This window comes from Phyllobacterium trifolii, from assembly GCF_014192095.1.
GTDB lineage: Bacteria > Pseudomonadota > Alphaproteobacteria > Rhizobiales > Rhizobiaceae > Phyllobacterium > Phyllobacterium trifolii.
This window is the reverse complement of record NZ_JACHXN010000038.1, coordinates 1-23,261: the sequence shown is the minus strand read 5'-3', so window position 1 is coordinate 23,261 and position 23,261 is coordinate 1. Positions and strand designations below refer to the sequence as shown.

22 protein-coding genes are annotated in these 23,261 nt (G+C 57.7%); 13 read left to right on the top strand and 9 right to left on the bottom strand.

Annotation, left to right across the window (positions count from 1 at the left end):
* Position 1: 1 nt before the first annotated feature.
* The 8 genes from hyi (at position 2) to FHS21_RS29020 (ending at position 7,596) form a co-directional block, all read left to right on the top strand.
* Positions 2–817, top strand: a complete 816-nt coding sequence (hyi, locus tag FHS21_RS29055; protein ID WP_112528189.1) for a hydroxypyruvate isomerase — start codon at positions 2–4, stop codon at positions 815–817.
* A 4-nt stretch (positions 818–821) separates the two neighbouring features.
* Complete coding sequence (locus tag FHS21_RS29050; protein ID WP_112528175.1) at positions 822–1,706, top strand: 2-hydroxy-3-oxopropionate reductase; 885 nt, start codon at positions 822–824, stop codon at positions 1,704–1,706.
* A 142-nt stretch (positions 1,707–1,848) separates the two neighbouring features.
* The gene (locus FHS21_RS29045; protein WP_112528173.1) at positions 1,849–2,784 is read left to right on the top strand and encodes a sugar kinase; all 936 of its coding nucleotides are present in this window, start codon (positions 1,849–1,851) and stop codon (positions 2,782–2,784) included.
* Positions 2,785–2,873: 89 nt separating this feature from the next.
* Positions 2,874–3,761: a dihydrodipicolinate synthase family protein gene (locus tag FHS21_RS29040; protein ID WP_312879958.1), complete on the top strand. Its 888-nt coding sequence runs from the start codon at positions 2,874–2,876 to the stop codon at positions 3,759–3,761.
* Between the two features lie 31 nt (positions 3,762–3,792).
* Positions 3,793–4,452, top strand: coding sequence for a GntR family transcriptional regulator (locus tag FHS21_RS29035; protein WP_112528171.1), 660 nt, complete (start codon positions 3,793–3,795; stop codon positions 4,450–4,452).
* 49 nt (positions 4,453–4,501) lie between these two features.
* Positions 4,502–5,830, top strand: coding sequence for an ABC transporter substrate-binding protein (locus FHS21_RS29030; RefSeq protein WP_183665541.1), 1,329 nt, complete (start codon positions 4,502–4,504; stop codon positions 5,828–5,830).
* 30 nt (positions 5,831–5,860) lie between these two features.
* Entirely contained in the window at positions 5,861–6,766 is a 906-nt protein-coding gene (locus FHS21_RS29025) for a carbohydrate ABC transporter permease (RefSeq protein WP_224515505.1), read from the top strand.
* An 11-nt stretch (positions 6,767–6,777) separates the two neighbouring features.
* On the top strand, positions 6,778–7,596 hold the full coding sequence (locus FHS21_RS29020) for a carbohydrate ABC transporter permease (protein WP_112528167.1): 819 nt from the start codon (positions 6,778–6,780) through the stop codon (positions 7,594–7,596).
* Between the two features lie 2 nt (positions 7,597–7,598).
* On the opposite strand, the gene FHS21_RS29015 is transcribed toward FHS21_RS29020, so the two are convergent.
* The 8 genes from FHS21_RS29015 to FHS21_RS28980 all read right to left on the bottom strand — a co-directional run bounded on the left by FHS21_RS29015 (position 7,599) and on the right by FHS21_RS28980 (position 15,600).
* The gene (locus FHS21_RS29015; protein ID WP_183665539.1) at positions 7,599–8,348 is read right to left on the bottom strand and encodes a ferredoxin reductase; all 750 of its coding nucleotides are present in this window, start codon (positions 8,346–8,348) and stop codon (positions 7,599–7,601) included.
* A 3-nt stretch (positions 8,349–8,351) separates the two neighbouring features.
* On the bottom strand, positions 8,352–8,957 hold the full coding sequence (locus FHS21_RS29010; protein WP_112528163.1) for a sulfite oxidase-like oxidoreductase: 606 nt from the start codon (positions 8,955–8,957) through the stop codon (positions 8,352–8,354).
* A gap of 63 nt (positions 8,958–9,020) precedes the next feature.
* The gene (locus FHS21_RS29005) at positions 9,021–10,448 is read right to left on the bottom strand and encodes a gamma-aminobutyraldehyde dehydrogenase (RefSeq protein WP_112528182.1); all 1,428 of its coding nucleotides are present in this window, start codon (positions 10,446–10,448) and stop codon (positions 9,021–9,023) included.
* 16 nt (positions 10,449–10,464) lie between these two features.
* On the bottom strand, positions 10,465–11,280 hold the full coding sequence (locus FHS21_RS29000; RefSeq protein WP_112528161.1) for an ABC transporter permease: 816 nt from the start codon (positions 11,278–11,280) through the stop codon (positions 10,465–10,467).
* Positions 11,270–12,223 (bottom strand): ABC transporter permease, encoded by a 954-nt coding sequence (locus FHS21_RS28995; RefSeq protein ID WP_112528159.1) that lies wholly within the window; start codon positions 12,221–12,223, stop codon positions 11,270–11,272. The genes FHS21_RS29000 and FHS21_RS28995 overlap by 11 nt, the downstream gene beginning before the upstream one ends.
* Complete coding sequence (locus tag FHS21_RS28990; protein WP_112528157.1) at positions 12,220–13,221, bottom strand: ABC transporter ATP-binding protein; 1,002 nt, start codon at positions 13,219–13,221, stop codon at positions 12,220–12,222. The genes FHS21_RS28995 and FHS21_RS28990 overlap by 4 nt, the downstream gene beginning before the upstream one ends.
* 191 nt (positions 13,222–13,412) lie before the next feature.
* Complete coding sequence (locus FHS21_RS28985; protein ID WP_112528155.1) at positions 13,413–14,573, bottom strand: ABC transporter substrate-binding protein; 1,161 nt, start codon at positions 14,571–14,573, stop codon at positions 13,413–13,415.
* 118 nt (positions 14,574–14,691) lie between these two features.
* Positions 14,692–15,600, bottom strand: a complete 909-nt coding sequence (locus FHS21_RS28980; protein WP_112528152.1) for a LysR family transcriptional regulator — start codon at positions 15,598–15,600, stop codon at positions 14,692–14,694.
* Between the two features lie 208 nt (positions 15,601–15,808).
* On the opposite strand from FHS21_RS28980, the gene FHS21_RS28975 reads away from it, so the two are divergent.
* A complete protein-coding gene (locus FHS21_RS28975; protein ID WP_246411303.1) occupies positions 15,809–16,564 on the top strand; it encodes a FadR/GntR family transcriptional regulator in 756 nt (251 codons plus the stop codon).
* Here the strand turns inward: FHS21_RS28975 and araD1 are convergent.
* Positions 16,554–17,546, bottom strand: a complete 993-nt coding sequence (gene araD1 / locus FHS21_RS28970; RefSeq protein WP_112528148.1) for an AraD1 family protein — start codon at positions 17,544–17,546, stop codon at positions 16,554–16,556. The two genes, FHS21_RS28975 and araD1, sit on opposite strands and share 11 nt — an antisense overlap.
* Positions 17,547–17,859: 313 nt before the next feature.
* Here araD1 and chvE point away from each other — a divergent pair, with 313 nt between their 5' ends.
* The 4 genes from chvE (at position 17,860) to FHS21_RS28950 (ending at position 23,030) form a co-directional block, all read left to right on the top strand.
* On the top strand, positions 17,860–18,873 hold the full coding sequence (chvE, locus tag FHS21_RS28965; RefSeq protein WP_112528180.1) for a multiple monosaccharide ABC transporter substrate-binding protein: 1,014 nt from the start codon (positions 17,860–17,862) through the stop codon (positions 18,871–18,873).
* A 167-nt stretch (positions 18,874–19,040) separates the two neighbouring features.
* Positions 19,041–20,570 carry a multiple monosaccharide ABC transporter ATP-binding protein gene (gene mmsA, locus FHS21_RS28960; RefSeq protein ID WP_112528146.1) on the top strand — a complete coding sequence of 510 codons (1,530 nt, stop codon included), beginning with the start codon at positions 19,041–19,043 and terminating at the stop codon, positions 20,568–20,570.
* Positions 20,567–21,766: a multiple monosaccharide ABC transporter permease gene (gene mmsB, locus FHS21_RS28955; protein WP_112528144.1), complete on the top strand. Its 1,200-nt coding sequence runs from the start codon at positions 20,567–20,569 to the stop codon at positions 21,764–21,766. Before mmsA ends, mmsB begins: the two co-directional genes overlap by 4 nt.
* A 238-nt stretch (positions 21,767–22,004) precedes the next feature.
* Positions 22,005–23,030 (top strand): histone deacetylase family protein, encoded by a 1,026-nt coding sequence (locus FHS21_RS28950; protein WP_112528142.1) that lies wholly within the window; start codon positions 22,005–22,007, stop codon positions 23,028–23,030.
* The last annotated feature ends 231 nt before the right edge of the window (positions 23,031–23,261 follow it).

Genomic DNA, 23,261 nt, shown 5'->3' with positions numbered 1-23,261 from the left:
AATGCCGAAATTTGCAGCCAATCTAACGATGCTCTTTAATGAGGTGCCATTTCTCGAACGCTTTACGCTCGCGAGCGAAGCGGGATTTGAAGCGGTGGAATACCTCTTTCCGTATGATTACAACGCCGACGAGTTGAAGCGGGAACTGACCGAAAACAACCTTGTCCAGGTCTTGCACAATCTCCCTGCCGGCAATTGGGCAGCGGGTGAGCGCGGCATTGCAGTGTTACCCGACCGCATCGACGAGTTCCGGCGTGGCGTCGTCATGGCAATCGACTACGCGACGGCGCTCGGCTGCAAGCAGGTCAACTGCCTTGCAGGTATTGCACCGGCGGGATTGAGCAACGATGTCCTGCGTTCCACATTCGTCCATAATTTGAGGCTCGCTGCGCAAGAGCTGGCAAAATATGACATTCGACTGTTGATCGAGCCAATCAATACCTACGATATTCCGGGGTTTTATCTGAACACGGTCGAGCAGGCGGCTTCGATTATCGAAGAGGTTGGCAGCGATAATCTGTTCATTCAGTACGATCTCTACCACCAGCAACGGACACGCGGCGAACTTGTTGCCACCTATGAGCGCCACAAGGAATCGATCGCGCATGTCCAGCTTGCCGACAATCCGGGTCGCAATGAGCCCGGTACCGGTGAGATCAATTATCCCGTCGTTTTCAAAGCCCTGGATCAAGCCGGCTATGATGGCTGGATCGGCTGTGAATACAAACCAAAAACAGAAACGCAACGCGGCCTTGCCTGGTTGAATGAAGCTTCAACAACGCAAAAGCACGCGGATATCATCAGGATGAGGAGCTGACCACATGACGGACATAGGTTTTATCGGGCTTGGTATCATGGGAACACCCATGGCGCGCCATTTGCAGGATGCCGGGCACGAGCTCTATACGTCGAAGTTCTTTATTGAGCCGAAACAGGAGCTTATCGACAATGGCCTGAAGATTGTCGAGAGCCCGAAGGCTCTGGCGGAAAGAACCGACATCATCATTCTGATGCTGCCGGACACGCCGGAAGTGAAGGATGTTCTCTTCGGCGAGAATGGCGTGGTTTTCGGGCTGAAGCCGGGCAAGCTTGTTATCGACATGAGCTCGATCTCGCCGATCGATACCAAGGAGTTCGCAAAGAAAATTCGCGAAACTGGCAGCGAATATATCGATGCGCCGGTGTCCGGCGGCGAGGTCGGTGCCAAGAATGCGACGCTCAGCATCATGGCAGGCGGTGAGCAAAGCGCGTTCGACCGCGCGTTGCCACTCTTCAAACTGTTGGGCAAAAACATAACCTTGGTCGGCGATTGCGGTGATGGTCAGGTGACAAAGGTCGCCAATCAGATCATCGTTGCGCTGACAATCGAAGCCATATCGGAGGCGCTGGTATTGGCGTCGAAGGCTGGCGCCGACCCGGCTCGTGTACGGGAAGCGCTCATGGGCGGCTTTGCCTCCTCCCGCATTCTGGAACTGCATGGCGAGCGTATGATCAAGCGGACCTTCGATCCGGGTTTCCGCATATCGCTGCACCAGAAAGACCTCAATCTGGCACTGCAAAGCGCCAAAACACTGGGTGTTTCACTGCCTAATACGGCCTCGACGCAGGAATTGTTCAACAGCTGTGCCGCAAACGGCGATAGTGGTCTCGATCATTCCGGCTTGGTAAAGGCGCTCGAACGCATCGCCAATCATCAAGTCGCTTGAGCGAACCATAAATCTGTAGTGACGCGATTTCGCGTCACTACGCCAACCGACAATTTTCGCCGGGCAATTGCCATGGGGCGTCTTGAGAAGATAAGACCCTCACCATAGATTCCCGTTTCCCAGTTCTGGCGAGAGTTCAACCATGGCGAGCAATACACCACCGCGGATCCTCTGTGTCGGGGCGCTGACCATGGATACGATTTTCCGGCTCGACCGGTTGCCGCCGGGACCCGGCAAATTCATTCCGCTCGAAGCGATCGAAATCGCTGCCGGCATGGCATCGAGCGCCGCCACAAGTATCGCTCGCCTTGGCGGCGATGTCTCGCTCTGGGCATCCGTCGGGCCGGACGATATCGGGCGGCGGGTCATTGAGGAACTGACTTCCGAGGGCGTGGACTGTTCCCATGTTCGGCGCATCGAAGGCGCACGTTCAGCCTTCTCGACCATCTTCGTCGATGCCGTGGGTGAACGGATGATCGTGCCTTACTACGATCCGAAGCTTCTGTCCGCGCCGGAGACAATGCCGCCGATCGCCGATGGCACCTACGATGTCGTGATGACCGATGTACGCTGGCCGCTTGCCGCTGCGCAAGCGTTGAAGGCGGCGCGAGAGGCCGGCGTCCACGGCGTCCTCGACGCCGACACCGCTTCGCTCGAGACACTGGAAATGCTGATGCCGCTTGCTTCGCATATAGTCGCCTCCGAGCCGGCGGCGGAGAAGGTGACGGGTGAAAGTGATCCGGAACGGGCAGCCGTTGCTCTTGCAGCACTTTATGGCCGCGACGGCGAATTCATTGCCGTGACCGGCGGTGACAAGGGTTCCTTCTGGTACGATGATCTGGAAGGCGAAGTCCGTCACATGCCGGCCTTCCCCGTGGATGTCGTGGACACGCTTGCGGCGGGCGATGTTTTCCACGGCGCATTCGCCTTTGGCCTCGCGCGCGGCTATCCGATGTACCAGATCATGCGTTTTGCCAGCGCTGCCGCCGCGATCAAATGTTCCCGCTTTGGCGGCCGGGCCGGCGCACCGGCGAAATCCGAAGTCGACGCGCTTCTTTCCCAGCATCCCGAAGACTAAAGGCTCACTGTAAAAAGTCAGTGCGTTGCTGTTGACTTTCAACTGACATGTTAGTACGTCTTTAGTCGTAAACGACATGGGAGAAGCAAGTGTCTCGGGATCGATTTGGGCTGTCCGCCGCGCTAACCACGCCATTCGATGCCGAGATGCGTATTGATGTGGCGAAAGCCGTTAAGCACGCCCGGCACTGCCTGAGCAGCGGCTGCAGCAGCGTGACGCTGTTTGGAACGACAGGCGAGGGCTCCTCCATCGGTGATGAGGAGCGCGGGGTCGTTATCCAGGCGTTTCTCGACGCGGGCATAGAACCGAAGCAGATTGTAGTCGGCGTCATGGCCAACTCTTATGTCGATGCGGCGGTCCAGTCGCGCCATGCGCTCGACGCGGGTTGCCGTGGCGTATTGCTCGCTCCTCCGTCCTATTTCAAGAATGTCAGCGACGATGGACTGTTCGTCTGGTTTTCGTCGGTCTTTGCGGAGATCGGTTCGGGGGCGAGAGACATCATCCTTTACAATATCCCTTCCGTTACCGCCGTTGAAATTTCGGTCGATCTTGTCACCCGCCTTCGCGAGGCTTTCCCGAAAGTCGTGGCGGGTGTGAAAGACTCATCCGGAAACTGGCCCTTCACCGAAAAGCTGCTGGCAAAGCACAATGATCTGGCAATTCTTATCGGTGATGAGCGGTCACTTTCCGCAGGCGTTCGTCTCGGCGGGCAGGGCGCGATTTCCGGCATGGCAAATCTCTATGCGGACCGTCTTTTGCCAATGGTCGATGAAGGCCGCGATGATCCGGCGATGATCGAGGCGGTCAATGAGCTCTTGAAATTTCCGGTCACGCCAGCGGTCAAGGCTCTGGTCGCCTACCACGCCGGCGATGATGGGTGGCGCCGGGCACGTGCGCCACTGCAGGCTCTTTCGGATTTGGACTACAAACGACTGACCGGCATCTTCGACCGCTTGTTTGTGGCCGCTGCCGCGTAATACTGGGGGGACGCGAGTCGGGAGGACGGGCATGGATGATGGTAACGAGCCGGTAAGATTGCGAGAGAAGGCCTATGCGAGCTTCACGGAGCATCTTCTGGCCCGTGATATCAATCCGGGGCAATTCGTGTCGCAGCGCCAGCTGGTTGCAATGACCGGTATGCCGCTTGGAGCCATCCGCGAACTCGTGCCTCGCCTCGAGGCCGAGGGGCTGGTCAAGACCATCCCGCAGCGCGGCATCCAGATTGCGCATATCGATCTCAATCTGATCCGCGAAGCCTTCCAGTTTCGCCTGTTCATGGAAAAGGAAGCGATTGCGCTCTTCTGCGTTTCGGCGTCCGATGAACACCTCGCCCGGCTGCGCAAGGAGCATGAAGACACACTTGAGGAGGCGCTGCAGGGCAAGGAGACGCCCGAGCTCGAATTGCGCGCTCAGACGATCGACTGGAACCTGCATGAAACGATCATCGATTCTCTCGAGAACGGGATCATAGGCAGGGCTTACCGGATCAATGCGATCAAGATGCGCCTGATCAACCAGGAGCGGTTCCGCATCACCGGCCGCGTCGTCCCCGTCATGCGTGAACATTTGGCGATCCTGACGGCGATCGAGACTCGCGATCCGCAGACGGCCATGGATGCGATTGCAGTGCACATCAACAATGCGAGGAATTTGGCACTGAAGCTTTAGAAACATTGGCAATGGGAGTTGCCTTGGAACGTTACCAGAGGAGGAAACAATGAGCATGAACTTCGTCAAACCGACACGCCGCCAGTTCCTGGCCGGGTCGGCGGCACTTGGTGCCGCGAGCATTACCGGACTGAAGCCGGCATTTGCCGCTGTCGACTGGAAAAAATATGCGGGCACGACCCTTGAGGTCAATCTGATCAAGAGCCCGCGCGGCGATATCCTGCAGAAATACCAGAAGGAATTCGAGGACCTGACGGGGATCAAGGTCAATGCCGAACAGACGCCCGAGCAGCAGCAGCGCCAGAAGGCGGTCATCGAGCTGACATCCGGCAAGCCAAGCTTCGACGTCATCCATATCAGCTATCACGTGCAGAAGCGCCAGTTTGAGAAAGCTGGATGGCTCGCTGATCTGACGCCGTTCCTCAAGGATCCGAGCCTGACCGAGGCCTCGCTGACCGAGAGCGACTTTGCGCAGGCGGGTCTCGATTTCGCCAAGGACAAGAATGGCCGCTTTGGCGGGCTTCCCTTCTCGGTGGATTACTGGATCATCTACTGGAACAAGGATCTGTTCGCCGCCAAGGGCATCGAATACCCGAAAACGTTTGAGGAACTTGTCGCTGCCGCTGAAAAGTTGACCGACAAGGACGCCGGCACCTATGGGTTCGTTGCCCGCGGCATGAAAAACGCCAATACGCCCGTATGGGCGAGCTTCATGCTCGGCTATGGCAAGAGCACCGTGATGGACGGGAAACTGCAATCGGACACGCCGGAATCCATCGAGGCCGCCAAACTCTACCAGCGTCTGATGACCAAATCCGCACCGCCCGGCGTGACAGGGTTCAACTGGGCCGAGTGCCAGTCGAGCTTCCTGCAGGGCAAGGTTGGCATGTGGATGGATGGTATCGGCTTTGCGCCCCCGCTGGAGGATCCCAAAAAGTCGCGCGTTGTCGGCAAGGTCGGTTACGGCGTCATGCCGAAGGGGCCCGGCGCACAGGCTGCCCCGACATTCGGCGACGGTATCGGCGTTACCGAAGGTTCCTCGAAGAAGGAGGCGGCTTACCTCTATTGCCAGTGGGCGATTTCAAAGGAGATGGGTGCGCGTCTGCTTCAGTCCGGCTCCGGCGTTCCCTTCCGTAATTCGGTGCTCAACGACCCGGAAATCCTGAAAGGCGTGACCATGCCCGCCGAGTGGGCAAGCGTGCTTTCAGAATCCGCAAAGGTGAGCCAGCTTTGCCTGCCAGTCATCGTTCCGGTTACCGAGTTCCGTGACGTGATGGGTGTTGCCTTGACCAATGTCATTGGCGGCGCCGATCCGGCAGCGGAAATGAAACGTGCGACGGAAGAATTCCGTCCGATCCTGGAAAAAAGCGAAGCGTAGTGTAGCAGCATGACAATTACCGCCTCGACCATGACCAATGAACAGCAAAGTGCCAAGGTTAAGAACGGTGATGGCCGGTTCACGCCGAGCTATTGGCCGTTCGTTATTCCGGCACTGGTCATCGTCGTGGCGGTGATTGTTTTTCCATGGGTATTCACCCTGTGGATGAGTGTCAATGAGTGGCATCTTGGCGGAGAAAAGAGCTTCGTCGGCTTTGCCAATTTCGTGCGGCTCGCAGGCGACGCGCGCTTCTGGCAATCGATGGGACACACGGTGGTCTATACCGTTCTGTCCGTCGTGGCACCGCTGTTCCTCGGCACGATCGCGGCACTGGTTTTCGACAGCAAGTTGCCGATGCGCGGGCTTTTGCGCGGTATATTCGTCATGCCGATGATGGCGACACCCGTCGCGGTGGCTCTCGTCTGGACGATGATGTTTCACCCGCAACTGGGGGTTCTCAACTATCTGCTATCGCTGATTGGTATCGGCCCGCAGGAGTGGATATTCAACCAGAATACGGTGATCCCTTCGCTGGTGCTGGTCGAGACGTGGCAATGGACACCGCTGGTCATGCTCATCGTCCTTGGTGGTCTTGCTGCCATGCCCCGCGACCCCTTCGAGAGCGCCGAGATCGATGGCGCCAATGGCTGGCAGAAATTCCGCTACATCACCTTTCCGATGATCCTGCCGTTCATGATGGTGGCAGTGATCATCCGTTCCATCGATGCCTTGAAAAGCTTCGATATCATTTTCGCCATGACGCAGGGCGGGCCCGGCACGGCGTCGGAAACGATCAATATCTATCTCTACAATGTCGCCTTCGCCTACTACGACATTGGCTATGGTTCGGCCATCGCCGTCGTCTTTTTCATCGTCATCATCACCATGTCGCTTGCGCTGCTGCATCTGCGCCAGCGGACCAAGTGGAACAGCTGAGGGACGAGAAAATGCTGCTTCGCAATCTACTCAAATGGTCAGGCACCGCTTTCATCGTCTTCGTTATCGTGTCGCCGGCGATTTTCTTCTTCCTGTGGATGCTGTCGCTCTCGCTGAAATACGAGATAGACAACGGCGCCTATCCGCCGATCTTCATCCCGGAACAGTTTGCCTGGTCGAACTACAGCGATATCTTCGCTGCCAATGACTTCCTGCATTATTTCTGGAACAGCCTGCTCGTGACCGGGACAGCGACAATCCTGGCGCTGCTCGTCGGTGTGCCTGCCGGCTACGGCATCGCTCGGTTGAAAGCGGACAAGTCGGCGATCGTCATCATGATCGCACGCATGACGCCGGGCCTGTCCTATCTGATCCCGCTGTTCCTGCTGTTCCAGACACTGGGCTTGCTCGGGACGCTCTGGCCGCAGATCATCATCCATCTGGTGGTGACGGTGCCTATCGTCATCTGGATCATGATCGGCTATTTCGAGACGACACCGATCGAACTCGAAGAAGCGGCGATGATCGATGGCGCGACCTCGTGGCAGGTGTTTCGTCTCGTGGCACTGCCGATCGCCAAGCCGGGCGTGGTCGTCGCGCTTATCCTTGCGGTTATCTTTTCGTGGAATAATTTCGTGTTTGGCATCGTGCTGGCCAGCCGCGAAACGCGAACGCTGCCGGTCGCGGTCTACAACATGCTCTCGTTCGAGCAGGTCAGTTGGGGACCGCTCGCGGCGGCAGCGTTCGTGGTGACGCTGCCGGTGCTGTTGCTCACCGTCTTCGCCCAACGCCAGATCATTGCGGGGCTTACGGCTGGCGCGGTGAAATAGGCCTATACGCCGTAGCGTTCGGTGCGGATGATGGCGGCGGGAATATCCGCGCCGATCAGTGCGTCGGCCGCGGCATTGACGAAGGCATTCGATCCGCAAACGAACACCTCTTTCGGCTGCGAAGGCATGCGGGCGAGGACATCCATAATCATTGCCGGGTCGATGCGCCTCGTATAATCGCTCTCCTGCGACGATGGCTCGCGCGTCAACGTCAAGACCAGATCGAAGCCATTGCCAGACTGATTGAACATCTGCAATTCATCATGGAAAATCAGTTCGTCCGCCGTTCGGGCAGAATAGAGCAGCAGGATAGGCGCCAGTGATTGTTGCGCAGCACGGTGCCGAACCATCGAAATCAGCGGTGCCACACCGGAGCCGCCGCCGATCAACAGGATTGGCGCGCCGTCCTCGACGGTCCAGATGAAATGCCCGCCGATCGGGCCGCGAAGCTCAATCTCATCGCCGATGGTAGCGACCTCGTGGAAGAAGGCCGACACTTCGCCGTCCTCCAGTCTTTCAATGGCGAGCTCGATGATTTCGCCCTGCTCCGGTGTCGAGGCAATCGAATAGCTGCGCTGCGCCTGATAGCCGTCCGGCGCGCTTAACCGTACATCCACATGCTGTCCCGGCCGATAAGCGAAAGGATGGGATGGCTGGAGGAAGAAGCTGACGACGCGCGGGGTCTGCCTGACGATTTCAGTGATGGTTGCGCGCTGCCATTCCGCCTTTATAGCGGGTATAGGATCTGACATGCCTCAATCGCCAGTGTAGCGTTGTTCGCGCCACGGATCGCCATAGACGTGATAGCCGCGCAATTCCCAGAAGCCCGGTTCGTCACGCGTGGTGAATTGCAGGCCGTTGATCCACTTCGCCGACTTCCAGAAGTAAAGATGCGGAACGAGCAACCGCGCCGGGCCGCCATGATCCGCCGTTAGCGGCTGGCCATTATAGAAGGTGGCGATCATCGCCTTGCCGCCAACGAGGTCCTTGACAGGAACGTTGGTCGCATAGCCATCGAAGGAATGCGCGAGAGCAAACTCGGTCGGTGGCTCGATACCGGCCTCGGCGAAAATATCGTCGATCAAAACGCCCTGCCATGGTGTATCCAGCTTCGACCAGGCGGTGACGCAATGGATATCCCGGGTGAACTTCGTCTGCGGCAGCGCGTTGAACTCGGCCCAGCTCCATTTGATGAGCGGTTTTGGCCCATCCTTGAGCGTGAACGACCAGTCCTCGGTCCGGACGCGCGGCGTCGGCCCCGCCGAGAGGACAGGAAAGTCGTCGGTCAGCGTTTGACCAGGCGGGATACGGTCTGTGATCTCAGGCGGTTGGCGCCGGCCGGTAAAGCCGCGTGTCGTCATGGTTGTGAACTCCTAGCACCTCATACAACCACAAAGGTCTGTCGCGGCCAAGACCGGATCCGGTCAACCATGGTTGATCATGATGTGGCGCACTGCGGTGTAATCTTCCAGCGCATAGACCGACATATCCTTGCCGTAGCCTGATTGCTTGACACCGCCGTGCGGCATTTCATTGGTCAGCATGAAGTGCGTGTTGATCCAGGTGCAGCCATATTGCAGGCGCGACGCGGCTTTCATGGCCTTGGAAATATCCTGCGTCCACACCGAAGAGGCCAGGCCATAATCGCTGTCATTGGCCCAGGTCACGGCCTGATCATCATCTTTGAAACGCGTAACCGAAACGACCGGGCCGAAGACTTCGCGGCGGACAATCTCGTCTTCCTGCGTTGCGCCGGCGACCACGGTCGGCTGGAAGAAGAAGCCGTCCTTGCTACCGGCGCTGCCACCGGTGGTAATCTCGATGTGCTTCTGCTCGGTTGCCCGCTCGACAAAGCTCGCAACACGGTCGCGCTGCCGGCCAGAAATGAGCGGACCGATTTCGTTGACCGTATCATCCGCATCATTGTAGCGGATGGTGGAAACGGCGGAGGTAAGGTCGGCGACGAGCTTTTCGTAGATGCCGTCCTGCGCATAGATGCGGCAGGCAGCGGTGCAATCCTGCCCGGCATTGTAGTAGCCGAAAGTACGGATGCCGTTGACCACAGCCTCAAGATCGGCGTCGTTATAGACAAGCACAGGGGCCTTGCCGCCGAGCTCGAGATGCGTGCGCTTTACAGTTTTGGCTGCCGCCTGCAGCACTTTCTTGCCGGTGGCGATATCGCCGGTGATCGAAACCATGCCGATCTTCGGGTGGTTGATCATTGCGTTGCCGACGGTCTCGCCGCGGCCAAGAATAACGTTGACGACGCCCTCGGGAAGGATGTCGGCCAGCAGGCGCGCCATTTTCAGCGCGGTCAGCGGCGTCTGCTCGGACGGTTTGAACACGACCGTGTTGCCGCCGGCGATCGCAGGTGCCAGCTTCCACGCCATCATCATCAATGGATAGTTCCACGGCGCGATGGAGCCCACAATACCAATGGCATCGCGGCGGATCATGGAAGTGTGGCCCGGCAGATATTCACCGGCCACGGGCGAGGTGAGGGTGCGCACCGCTCCAGCAAAAAAACGCCAGCAATCGATGATCGCCGGCATCTCGTCATTGCGTACGGCGTTGATGGGCTTGCCGCAATTCAAGGCCTCAAGCGCAGCGAAATCATCCGCATGTTTTTCGATAGCGTCGGCAATCTTGAGCAGGTATCCGGAACGCTCAGCAGGGGTGGTGCGGGACCAACCGGAGAAGGCCCGTTCTGCAGCATCGACTGCCGCATCGATTTGGCCATGGGAGGCCTCGGCGAGGTCGATGATCTTGGCGCCGGTCTTCGGGTTGAGCACATGCTCCTCCGCTTCCGTTCCGGCTTCGAACTTTGAACCGATCAGCAGTTTCGTGTCCATGACATGTTCTCCCATGTTATTTGCCTGAGCCGGCGATCTGGTCGCCGTCACGTGTGAGGTAGTAGGCGCCGAGGATCGGCAGGAAAGTGACGATCACCACAACCATGGCAACCACATTGGTTACGGGTCGCTGGCGTGGCCGGATCAATTCCTGCAGCATCCATATCGGCAGCGTGGATTGCTGTCCGCCAGTGAACGTGGTGACGATGACCTCGTCGAAGGAAAGCGCGAAGGCGAGCATGCCGCCCGCGAGCAGTGCGGTACCGATGTTTGGCAGGATGATATAACGAAATGTCTGGAAGCCATTGGCGCCGAGGTCCATCGAGGCTTCCATCAGAGAACCCGATACACGGCGGAAACGCGCGACAGCATTGTTGTAGACAACGACGATACAGAACGTCGCGTGACCAAGCACGATGGTCCAGAATGAAAACGGGATATCCGCCAGGCTGAATGCCGAGCGGAGGGCTATGCCGGTGATGATACCGGGCAGCGCGATCGGCAGGATCACGAGAAGCGATATCGTCTCGCGCCCGAAGAAACGCGTCTGGCTGACTGCGGCGGCGCACAGCGTGCCGAGCACCAGAGCGATCATCGTCGAGATCGAAGCAACGCGCACCGATAGCCACAGAGCCTGCCAGACATCGGCCCGCTCCCACGTCACCGCAAACCATTTAAGAGTGAGGCCGGGCGGGGGAAACTGATAACTCTTCTCCTCGGTGGTGAAGGCGTAGAGAAAGATCAACAGCAGCGGCAGATGCAGGAACAGTAGCCCGCTAGCCGCAGCGATCTTCAGTCCGAAAGGTGCGGATGTGGATTTGTCAGAGCGCATCGAAGGCTCCCATTCTCCGCGCCATCCACAAGTAGAGGCCCATGATGATAATTGGCACGACGGTGAAGGCAGCCGCCAGCGGAATATTGCCGGCTGTCCCTTGCTGGGCATACACCGCCTGGCCGATGAACAGTCGCGACGAGCCGATGATTTGCGGAATGATATAATCGCCAAGCGTCAGCGAAAACGTGAAGATCGACCCCGCCACAATACCGGGAAGCGCAAGGGGAAACAGCACATGGCGGAAAGTCTGTTGCGGCGTGCCACCGAGATCGGATGACGCCTCGATGAGATTGGTCGGGACACGCTCCAGCGCTGCCTGGATGGGCAGGATCATGAATGGCATCCACACGTAGACGAAGACAATGAAGGTGCCCGTATAACTCACCGACAGGGAATTGCCGCCGATGACAGGGAGCGAGAGCCATGCGTCGAGCAACCAGAGAAGGTTCAGCTTGGTCACGAGCCAGGTGAGGATGCCTTCCTTGGCGAGGATGAGTTTCCACGCATAGATCTTGACGAGATAGCTGGACCAGAGCGGCAGCATGACGCCGAGATAGAAGATCACCTTCCATTTCCCCCTGGCGTAGCGAGCCGCGTAGTAGGCGATGGGGAAGGCGATGACCGCCGAAAACAATGTCACGATCGCAGCCATCAATATGGTGCGGATGATGATGTCGAAATTGGCATCGTTCAGCAGCTGCCTGTAGGTGGCGAGCGTGAACTCATAATTGATCAGGCCGGAATAATCGTCGATCGAAAAGAAGCTCTGCAGCAGCAGGGCGAGCAATGAGCCGAGATAGATGATGCCGAGCCAAAGCAGCGGCGGCCCGAGCAGAATGGTGAGAAACACGTGGGGGTGTTTCCAGAGAAAGTCCGAGACACGCCCTGCCAAGCTGCCGCGCCCGGTCTGGATCGCGTGTTGTTGAACGATGGCGCTCATGACGCCGCCTCCATCAAATGCAGGTCGGCGCGGTCGAAACTTAGTTTCACCGGGTCGCCCTCGGCGGGAATTGAAGCGGCGGCCGGGCTCATGACATTGATCCTGGTGCCGTTGACAATGACCAGCACGCGGTTTGCCGCACCAAGAAAGCTGCGCGACAGGACAGTGCCATCAAGAACGAGCCTGCCACTACCATTTTGCCCCAGCGAGATCGTCTCAGGCCGCAGACTGGCAAATTGTGGTGCCGCACCCAGTTGTGCAACGAACTCCGGCGGCAGGATATTCGACGAACCGACGAAATCGGCGACGAAACGTGTTCGCGGCTGCTTGTAGACTTCTTCCGGCGTTCCGAGCTGTTGAATTCTGCCATCGTTAAATACAGCGATGCGATCCGCCATCGACAGAGCTTCGCCTTGGTCGTGGGTGACGAAAACAAAAGTGATGCCGAGGGACTTCTGCAAGGATTTGAGCTCCTCCTGCATCTGCTCGCGCAACTTCAGATCGAGCGCGCCGAGTGGCTCGTCCAGGAGCAGAACCTTCGGCTTGTTGACCAGGGCGCGAGCGAGCGCCACGCGCTGGCGCTGCCCGCCGGAAAGCTGGCCCGGACGACGTACGCCGTATCCCGGCAGCTTGACCATGGCGAGCGCATCTTCCGCCGCTTTGCGCCTTTCCTCCCTGGCGACGCCCTTGACCATGAGACCATAGGCGACGTTGTCGAGGATGCTTAAGTGAGGAAACAGCGCGTAATCCTGAAAGACCGTGTTGACGCTGCGGCGGTAGGGCGGCACACCTTCGGCGGTCTCGCCGAAAATCTCGATATGTCCGGCTGTCGGCTGTTCAAACCCCGCCATCAGGCGCAGGCAAGTGGTCTTGCCCGAGCCGGAGGGGCCAAGCATGGCAAAAAACTCACCTTCCGCAACCGCAAGATCGACAGCGTCCACGGCGCGCACAGCACCGAAGTGACGCGATACGTTTTCGAACAGCACAGCAGCGGTCATGGCTTTGCTCCGGGTAATGCTCCACCCTAACCCTCCCCCTTGTGGGGAGGGACGGACCGCAGGTCCGGGGAGGGGCTTTCTCGAATTTTAATAAGCTAACGTGCAGGGTAGGCCGCTTCAAAAGACCCCTCCCTGCTGCTTCGCAGCCTCCCTCCCCACAAGGGGGAGGGTAGGGAGCGCAGTCGCGAAATCTAGCGCCCGCCGATCACACCGATATAATCGGACACCCAGCGGTGATACGGCACGCATTCGCTCTGGGTTTCGCACTTTGAAACCGGCGTTCTCCAGAACTTGATCTTTTCGAAGTCGTTATAACCGTTTGTCGCGCAACCCTCGTCGGTCAAGAGTTCGTTGCCCTTGCAGGCTGCTCCAACCGAAGGATTGGCACCGAACCAGGCCGAGACGTCACCCTGTACCTTGGGCGAAAGCGAATGCTCCATCCACATATAGGCGCAGTTCGGGTGCTTGCTGTCGACGTGCAACATGGTTGTGTCGGCCCAGCCCGTTGCGCCTTCTTCAGGGACGACCGACGCGATAGGCTTTTTCTCTGCCTTCAGCAGATTGACCTGGAACGGCCACGAGCCGGAAGCGACAATGCCTTCATTCTTGAAGTCGTCGACCTGGATCATGGCATCGTGCCAGTAACGGCCGGCGAGGGTCCGCTGCACACGCAGGATGTCGAGAGCCGCCTTGTACTGGTCTTCGTTGAGTTCGTACGGGCTCTTGATGCCAAGTTCGGGCTTGTGGGCCATAAGATAGTTGGCGGCATCGGCAATATGGATCGGTCCGTCATAAGCCTGAATGCGGCCCTTGTTCGACTTGCCATCAGGCAAGGTCATTTCCTCGAACACGACGTTCCAGCTTGTCGGCGCCTTGTCCTTGAACGCTTCAGTATTGTACATCAAAACGTTCGGACCCCAGACGTAGGGCACGCCATAATGAACGCCCTTGACGGTGTTCCAGGGGGCGTTCTGCATGCGTTCATCGAGAGTCTTCCAGCTCTTGATCAGGTCTGTGTTGATCGGTTGAACACGCTTGCCGGCAACGAGACGCAGTGATGCATCGCCCGATGCGGTAACGAGATCGAAGTCGCCTTCGTTCATTAGCGCGACCATTTCGTCGGATGTTGCAGCAGTCTTGACGCTAACCTTGCAGCCGGTTTCCTTCTCGAAGCCCGTGACCCAGTCATAGGCCTTGTCGGTATCGCCGCGCTCGATATAGCCGGGCCACGCGACGATGGAGACCTCGCCTTCGCCCTTGCCGATTTCTTTCAGTGCTTCCTGGGCGAGTACCTGTGTGGTGAAGGCGAGGGAAAGCGTAAGTGCAGTGCAGGATTTCAAAAACTGCTTCATCTCAATTCTCCCGTTTGGGCCCTGCTTTCAGGGCATATGTTCCCGGCGAGAAAAGTGCCTTGATTTCTCCGTATTCGCAAATTCATTTATCAGAAGGGCGCTATCGGAAATTCCGATATCAACGAGTTCGACCGCTGCGAAGGGCTTCGGCGATCCCGACGAAATCCCGGGCAGCCTGGGGGAGACTCGAACCCTTGCGCCAGACCATTCCGACCTGCACCACGGGGAGGGCACCGGAGACGTCGCGACTCTCGATGCGATCACCCTCGAGCGACCACGGACGATATACAAGATCGGGTAACAAAGCTATCCCGGCGCCGGTGGCAACAAGGCTGCGGACGGCTTCGACCGAGCGGGTGCGGAAGGCGACATGCGGACGCGCGCCGAGAGCGGTCAGCAGCTTGCCGGTGTTTTCCTCGATTTCGTCGACGGTCAGCATGATCAACGGCTCCCTGGCGATATCGTTGATCGAGATGATATCCGCACTGACCAAGGGATGGCCGAGTGGCAGCCACAATCTGTAGGGTGAGGTTTCGATGATTTCCGCCTGCAGAGCCATGCGATCACGAAGATTGGATATGACCATGACAGCCACATCAAGTTCGCCGCCCACCAGCAAATGTTCCAGATAGGAGCCATTGTCTTCGATGGCGCTGACCTCAACCCCGGGCGAAGCGCGGCGGAAGCGGGCGAGAAGGTCGGAAAGGACATACCCTGCGACGAGCGATGTTACACCGAGGTGCAGCTTGCCTGCCTGCTTTGGCACTTCTTCGGAAAACGAGCGGCGTGCATCTGAGACGTCGGCGAGGATCTTCGTCGCATGGCGCAGGAATTGGTGGCCGTTATAAGTGATATCGAGGCCGCGTGGATGGCGCTCGAAGAGTTCGACGCCGAGATCGCTTTCGAGCTCTTTGATGGCCTCGGTAATGGATGATTGCGAAATCGACAGATTTTGTGCGGCGCGGGTGATGGAGCCCTGTTCCGCGACGGCGACGAAATATTGCAATTGCCTGATGGTGAATGCCATGCGCCGAGTTAATAGAGGGGTGCGCAGGTTGGCAAGCTGTGGCCGAAAAGGCTGTTGTTTAATATTGCCGATTGTTAATGATATTATAATATTATAAATAGGAGGAAGAAGTGGGGGAGCACGCTGGGAGGCCGTGCCGTTTGCAACTTTGGCGACGGTCTTTGTCTGGTTAGATTCCCCACCCACGCAAGAATTAGCAGGCACGCATTTGGCAGGCAACCAGCTCACCAATTATGATTTCCGCACAGCGGGCCAGGCGCGAACGCATCATGGTCACGTCATGCGTGATCTCGGTCTGAAGATAATCAACGGCGTCTATCCGGAGAACAGTATTCTGCCGGGCGATGCGGAATTGCTGGAACGATTTGGGGTATCGCGAACCGTACTGCGCGAGGCTTTGAAGACGCTCGCAGCCAAGGGGCTTATTCAGCCGAAAGCCAAAATCGGCACGCGCGTGCTGGAACGTTCGCACTGGAACCTGTTCGATCCGGACATACTGGTCTGGCATTTCGAGGCAGGTGCGAGTGCCCACTTCCTGTCGAGCATCGTCGAGATGCGGCTGGCGCTGGAGCCCGAGGCGGCTGGCCTTGCCGCTTTGCGGCGTACGGATGCCCAGCTTGAGACCCTGTTCCATTGGGTCGAGAAGATGGGGAACGCACGCGAATCGGCGGCAGATTTCGTCTTCAGCGACCTGCAGTTCCATATTGGGATAGCGGAAGCCTCCGGCAATCCGTTCATGCGTTCTATCAGCGCGCTGATCGAAGTAGCACTGGTGACCACCTTCACCATCAGTTCGCCCATACCCAACTCCGAAAGCCATGTGCGCTCGGTTGCACGCCACGCCGCAATCGCCGAAGCGATCAAGGCCCGCAACGTGGAAGCGGCCAAGCAAGCCATGCGCGTAGTGATCGAGGAAGGCGCCGAGCGGGTGCTGACCGCGGGACGAACCGCAGCTACAGCGTAGTGATTTTTACCTTCGCGGGCTTCTCGATCTTCAGCGGATTACGCAAGGGCAAGCCAAAGGCCGGTGCTTCGATCTCGAAGACGTCGCCGTTCTCGGCTTTCACACCATCGGCAAAGGAAAGCGTCGCCGTGCCGAACATATGCACGTGGACATCCCCTGGCTGCCGGAACACCGCATATTTGAAGTGGTGATGCTCGAGATTGGCAATGGTGTGGGACATGTTGTCTTCACCTGAAAGGAAAGGCTTTTCCCACAAGGTCTTGTTTTTACGCAAGATACGCGAAGCGCCACGAACATCGGAAGGCAAATCACCGAGGATCAACTCGGGACCTAGCGAGCACGGCCGCAGCTTGGAGTGGGCAAGGTAGAGATAGTTCACGCGCTCCATGACATGATCGGAGAATTCGTTGGCAAGTGCAAAGCCGATGCGGAAAGGCGACCCATCCGGACCAATAACGTAGATTCCGGCAATCTCCGGCTCTTCGCCGGCATCGTCCGCAAAAGCTGGCGAGACGAGCGGTTGGCCGGGACCGGTCAGCATCGAACCATTGCCTTTGTAGAACCATTCAGGCTGTACGCCAGTCGCGCCCTTCTTCGGTTTGCCGTTTTCGAGCCCCATGCGGAACATCTTCATCGAATCAGTCAGTTTTTCTTCCTCGGCGTCGCCAACTTTGCGATGCATCGCATCGCGCGTCGCGGCGGATCCGAGATGGGTGAGGCCGGTACCCGTCAAATGAATATGGGCGGAATCGTGCGTGTCGATCGGGGGAAGCAAGCGGCCTTCCGCATAGGCAGCTGCAACGTCGATCCTCTTGCCAAGCCCGCGTTTTTCCACAATCTCGGCTATGCCTGCTTTCGCATCGATCGCGGCATGCGCGAGTTCCAGAACGGAACGCGTGCGCTTGACATGCCGGAATTCCTCACCGACACGCGCGGCGACCTGCCGCTTTCCATTGGCATTCGTCAACTGGACCAGATTCAAGGCTTCCTCCCGATATATCAGATTTGATGGCGTGGTTATAAGCTGGCCATACGGTATCGTCCAGCAGCTCTTTTCAAAAAATATTATAATAGTATTATATGGTTCTAAGGGTTTTTCGCAACTCGGCGAAAGCCCTATTCCAAAAGTCATACTTTTGCGATAGATGTTGGGAAGACCCTGCTCTGGGAGGACTGGTCCGGGCTAAAAAGTTCGGTCGAGGCCGCTCAAAAGTATCGGGCATGATTTGAAAACCGGGAGGATACACGTGAAAATACTCAATCTGTTTGCCGCGGGATTGATCGCACTTGGTGCGATGGGGTCGCAAGGCTACGCCCAGGATAAGGGCTCTGTCGGCATCGCGATGCCGACCAAATCCTCGGCACGCTGGATTGCCGACGGCGACAACATGGTGAAGGCGCTGAAAGAACGCGGCTACACCACCGATCTGCAATATGCGGAAGACGATATTCCAAACCAGCTGGCGCAGATCGAGAACATGGTCACCAAGGGCGTCAAGGTCCTCGTGATCGCAGCGATCGATGGCACTACGCTTTCGAACGTTTTGCAGCAGGCGCACGATGCCGGCATCAAGGTTATTTCCTATGACCGCCTCATCCGTGACTCGCCGAATGTCGACTATTACACAACCTTCGACAATTTCCAGGTTGGTGTTCTCCAGGCAAGCTCGCTTGTCAAGGCGCTTGGCCTTCCGGATGCTAAGGGTCCGTTCAACATCGAATTGTTCGGTGGTTCGCCTGACGATAACAACGCCTTCTTCTTCTATAACGGCGCGATGTCTGTCCTGCAGCCTCTGATTGACAGCGGCAAGCTCGTTGTCCAGTCCGGCCAGATGGGTATGGACAAGGTCGGTACACTGCGTTGGGATGGTGCCGTTGCGCAGGCGCGCATGGATAACCTCCTGTCGGCCTACTACACCGACAAGAAGGTCAATGCCGTTCTGTCACCTTATGATGGTCTGTCCATCGGTATCCTTTCGTCACTGCGCGGCGTCGGCTACGGAACTGCGGACCAGCCATTCCCGTTCGTTTCCGGACAGGATGCGGAAGTACCATCGGTCAAGTCGATCATCGCCGGCGAGCAGTATTCGACGATCTACAAGGACACACGTGAACTGGCCAAGGTGACGTCCGATCTCATCGACAAGGTTCTCAAGGGCGAGGAGCCGGAAGTCAACGACACCAAGACCTATAACAATGGTGTCAAGGTTGTTCCGTCCTACCTGCTGAAGCCAGTCGAAGTCGACAAGACCAACTGGAAAGAAATCCTGATTGGCGGCGGCTATTATACGGAAGACCAGATCAAGTAGGTCTTTGATCAATGACGAACCCTGTGCTTGCCGCACAGGGTTCGTTGCCATGTCGGCTCTCCGGATGATGTTTTCGGTGGCGCAAGGACGCAGAGCCCAATATAAATTGCAGAAGGAAACGACGCCACAGCAGGCGACTTGCTGCAGAAGCGTCGGTGAGGATATCGATGGAAACCATCCTCGAAATGCGCAACATCACCAAAGTTTTTCCTGGGGTGAAAGCGCTCAACAATGTCAATCTCGATGTGCGCAAAGGCGAAATTCATGCTCTGGTGGGCGAGAATGGCGCTGGCAAATCAACCCTGATGAAGGTGCTGAGCGGTGTCTATCCGCATGGCAGCTACGAAGGTGAAATTGTTTACAATGGCCAAGAGCAGCACTTCCGCGGGATCAGCGATAGTGAAAAGCAGGGCATCATCATCATTCACCAGGAGCTGGCGCTGGTTCCACTCCTGTCGATCGCCGAGAACATCTTCCTTGGCAACGAACCGGCCAAATTCGGTATCATCGATTGGCATGTTGCGGAAAACCGGACGCGCGAACTCCTCGCCAAGGTTGGTCTGAAGGAAGATCCGCTGACATTGATTACCAATCTCGGCGTCGGCAAGCAGCAGCTGGTGGAGATTGCCAAGGCGCTGTCGAAAGATGTCGAGTTGCTCATCCTCGACGAGCCGACGGCCAGCCTCAACGAGAATGACAGCGACGCATTGCTGGCGCTGCTGCTGGAGTTCAAGGCGCAGGGTATTTCCTCCATCCTGATTTCACACAAGCTGAACGAAGTCGGCAAGGTTGCCGATCGCATCACGGTGCTGCGTGACGGCGCGACCATCGAGACTCTCGACAAGCAGGATATCTCCGAAGACCGGATCGTTACGTCGATGGTCGGGCGCCAGCTGGCGGACCGCTTTCCGCAGCGCGAACCCGATATTGGCGAGGTGGTGTTCGAGGTGAAGAACTGGGTCGTTCATCACCATATCCATAGCGAGCGCACCGTCATCAATGGTATCAATCTCAATGTGCGGAAGGGCGAGGTCGTCGGCATTGCCGGGCTGATGGGCGCTGGCCGCACCGAATTCGCCATGAGCGTGTTCGGCAAGGCCTATGGGCGGAACATCAGTGGCGAGGTCTTCATCAAGGGTGAACCGGTCGATGTATCGACCATCGGCAAGGCGATTGACCATGGGATTGCCTACGTTACCGAAGATCGCAAGACCTACGGCCTCAATCTGATCGACCATATCAAGCACAACACCACGATCGCCAATCTGGACGGCGTTTCACATAGCGGTGTGATCGATGACATGGCCGAACTGAAAGTAGCGAATGAATATCGCCGCAAGACCAATATCCGTTCATCGAGCATTTACCAGAAGACCGGCAACCTTTCTGGCGGCAACCAGCAGAAAGTCGTCCTGTCGAAATGGCTGTTCGCCAACCCGGACCTTTTGATTCTTGACGAACCCACGCGCGGCATCGATGTCGGCGCGAAATATGAAATCTATACGATCATCAACCAACTGGTAAGCGAAGGCAAAAGCGTGCTGATGATCTCGTCGGAAATGCCAGAGCTGCTCGGCGTCTGCGACCGGATCTACGTGATGAACCAGGGCAGGCTCGTCGGCGAAATGCCGGCTAGCGAAGCCAGCCAGGAAAAAATCATGCGCGCCATTATCCGTGCCGAAGGGAAAGCATCATGACCATTGAAACTGCAGCAACGCAGGGGAAAAAAGACCTCGCGACGAACGGCTCCGCGCTGAAAGGCAACTACCGGGAATATGGCCTGGTGCTCGCCTTGATCCTCATCATGCTCTTCTTCCAGTACACGACCAGTGGTGTTCTCTTCAAGCCGGTAAACCTGACCAACCTCGTGCTGCAGAACAGCTATATCATCATCATGGCGCTCGGCATGCTGCTGGTGATCGTGGCCGGACACATCGATCTTTCGGTGGGCTCGGTATCGGGATTTATCGGCGGCCTTGCTGCGGTGATGATGGTCCGCTGGCAAATCCACTACATTCCTGCGACGATCCTCTGTCTGATCATGGGCGGTGCAATTGGAGCCGCGCAGGGCTACTGGATTGCCTATCACAAGATCCCATCCTTCATTGTCACGCTCGCCGGCATGCTGGTCTTCCGCGGCCTCGCCCTCTGGCTGCTGGGCGGCCAATCCGTTGGCCCGTTCCCGCCGCAGTTCCAGCTCCTTAGTTCCGGTTTCATTCCCGACTTTTTCGGCTATCCCGGCTTCAACGTCACCTCCATGCTTGTCGGCATTATTCTTGTGGTGCTGATGATCTATTTCAGTGTCCGCGGACGGGCCAAGCGCGAGAAGCATGGCTATCAGGGCGAACCCTTCACGCTCTTCGTTGCCAAGAACCTGATCATTGCCGGGATCGTGCTGTTTCTCACCTATCTGCTTTCTTCCTATAAGGGGTTGCCAAACGTCCTGATCGTCATGTCCCTCTTGATTGCGCTCTTCGTCTTCGTGACCAAGCGCATGACCGTCGGCCGCCGCATCTACGCCATGGGCGGCAATGAAAAGGCGGCAAAGCTTTCCGGTATCAAGACCGAACGGCTGACGTTCCTGACCTTCGTCAACATGGGTGTACTCGCCGCTCTCGCTGGGCTGATCTTCGCGGCGCGTCTCAACACGGCGACGCCAAAGGCGGGCCTTGGCTTCGAGCTCGACGTGATTGCTGCGGTGTTCATCGGCGGCGCTTCGGCCATGGGTGGTGTCGGTCAGGTCATGGGCGCGGTGATCGGCGCCTTCATCATGGGCGTCATGAACAATGGCATGTCGATCATGGGCGTCAATATCGACTGGCAGCAGGTGATCAAGGGTCTCGTTCTGCTCGCTGCAGTTATCTTCGACGTCTACAACAAGAACAAGGCTTGAAGCCCGTTTGGTGAAGTCTGCTAACAGAGGACGTTGGTGCGTGGTTCGACAAGCTCACCATGAGGAACGTCATGGCTCAAAAGCCTCAACAGCCAATGTTGGGGCTTTTAGCTCACTGTAAATTCAAGTTTCCTCATGGTGAGCTTGTCGAACCACGCACCATTTTTTGTCGCATAGTGCACGATGATGCAATGGACTGTTACACGCATCCCGTTCACGGCATAGATGGTGAGGGATCATGAAAACATTCTGTGCGGACGAGCAAAAGCGCCATAATCCGAAGGGCTTTCTGTCGAGCGGCGCGCCGCGGCCCAATCCGGAAAAGCCGGAGCGGATCGAGCGGCTTCTAGCGGGTGCCCGGGCGGCGGGGAGTTCCATCCATCGCCCCGCCAATCACGGGCTCGGCCCGATTGCCGCCGTTCACACGCCCGAATATCTGGAGTTCCTGCAGACTGTCCACGGGCGCTGGCAACTGATCCCCGGGGCCTCGGAAGAAGTGGTTCCCAATATCCATCCAATCAACCGCACGGGCAGCTATCCGGCTTCCGCCGTAGGACAGGCGGGTTATCACATGGCCGATACCGCATGCCCAATTTCGGCGGAGACCTGGGAGAGCGCCTGCTGGAGCGCCTGGGCCGCGGTCGAAGCGGCCGAAGTGGTCATGTCCGGCGAGCCGGCCGCCTACGCGCTGTGCCGGCCGCCGGGGCATCACGCCTTTGCCGATGTCGCCGGCGGCTTTTGCTTCATCAACAATTCGGCGGTCGCAGCGCAAAGACTGCGGAAGAGTGCCGCCCGCGTCGCAATCCTCGACGTCGATCTGCATCATGGCAATGGCACGCAAGGCATCTTCTATGCACGCTCCGATGTGCTGACCGTTTCGATCCACGCCGACCCGGTGCGATTTTATCCATTCTTCTGGGGCTATGCCGACGAGCGCGGCGAGGGCGCGGGTCTCGGCTACAATCACAATCTGCCGCTAGTGCGCAAATCCGGCGACGAGGTGCTCCTGGAAGCACTTGCTGCCGCAAGAAGCCGCATTGAAGCTTTCGCGCCAGAAGCGCTGGTCGTGGCACTGGGGCTCGATGCTTTCGAGGGCGACCCGTTTGGCGAACTCTCCGTTTCTACGCCAGGTTTTGCCCGCATTGCCGAAGCCATCGCGAAATTGCGCCTGCCAACGGTTATCGTGCAGGAGGGCGGCTATCTTTGCGACGAGCTCGGCGACAACCTGACCTCGTTCCTCAATGGTTTTGGCAGTGTGGCCTGATTTTCTTTTTTGCTGACAAAAGGTCTGTTGGCGTAGAAAACCCCCGGAAAACGGGCGCCCTAACGCCTCATCCTTAAGGTTTATCCCCAGGTTGGGTTGTTAGATTTGGGAAGTTTGGAATTTTTGTGATTTGGTGTGTTGACAGGTTTGTTAGGTGGGGTCTATATACCGGCACAACGAGGGCGGGGCGCCGCTGGCGGTTGCCGAATGCGCCCTATAGTTTGGTTGACT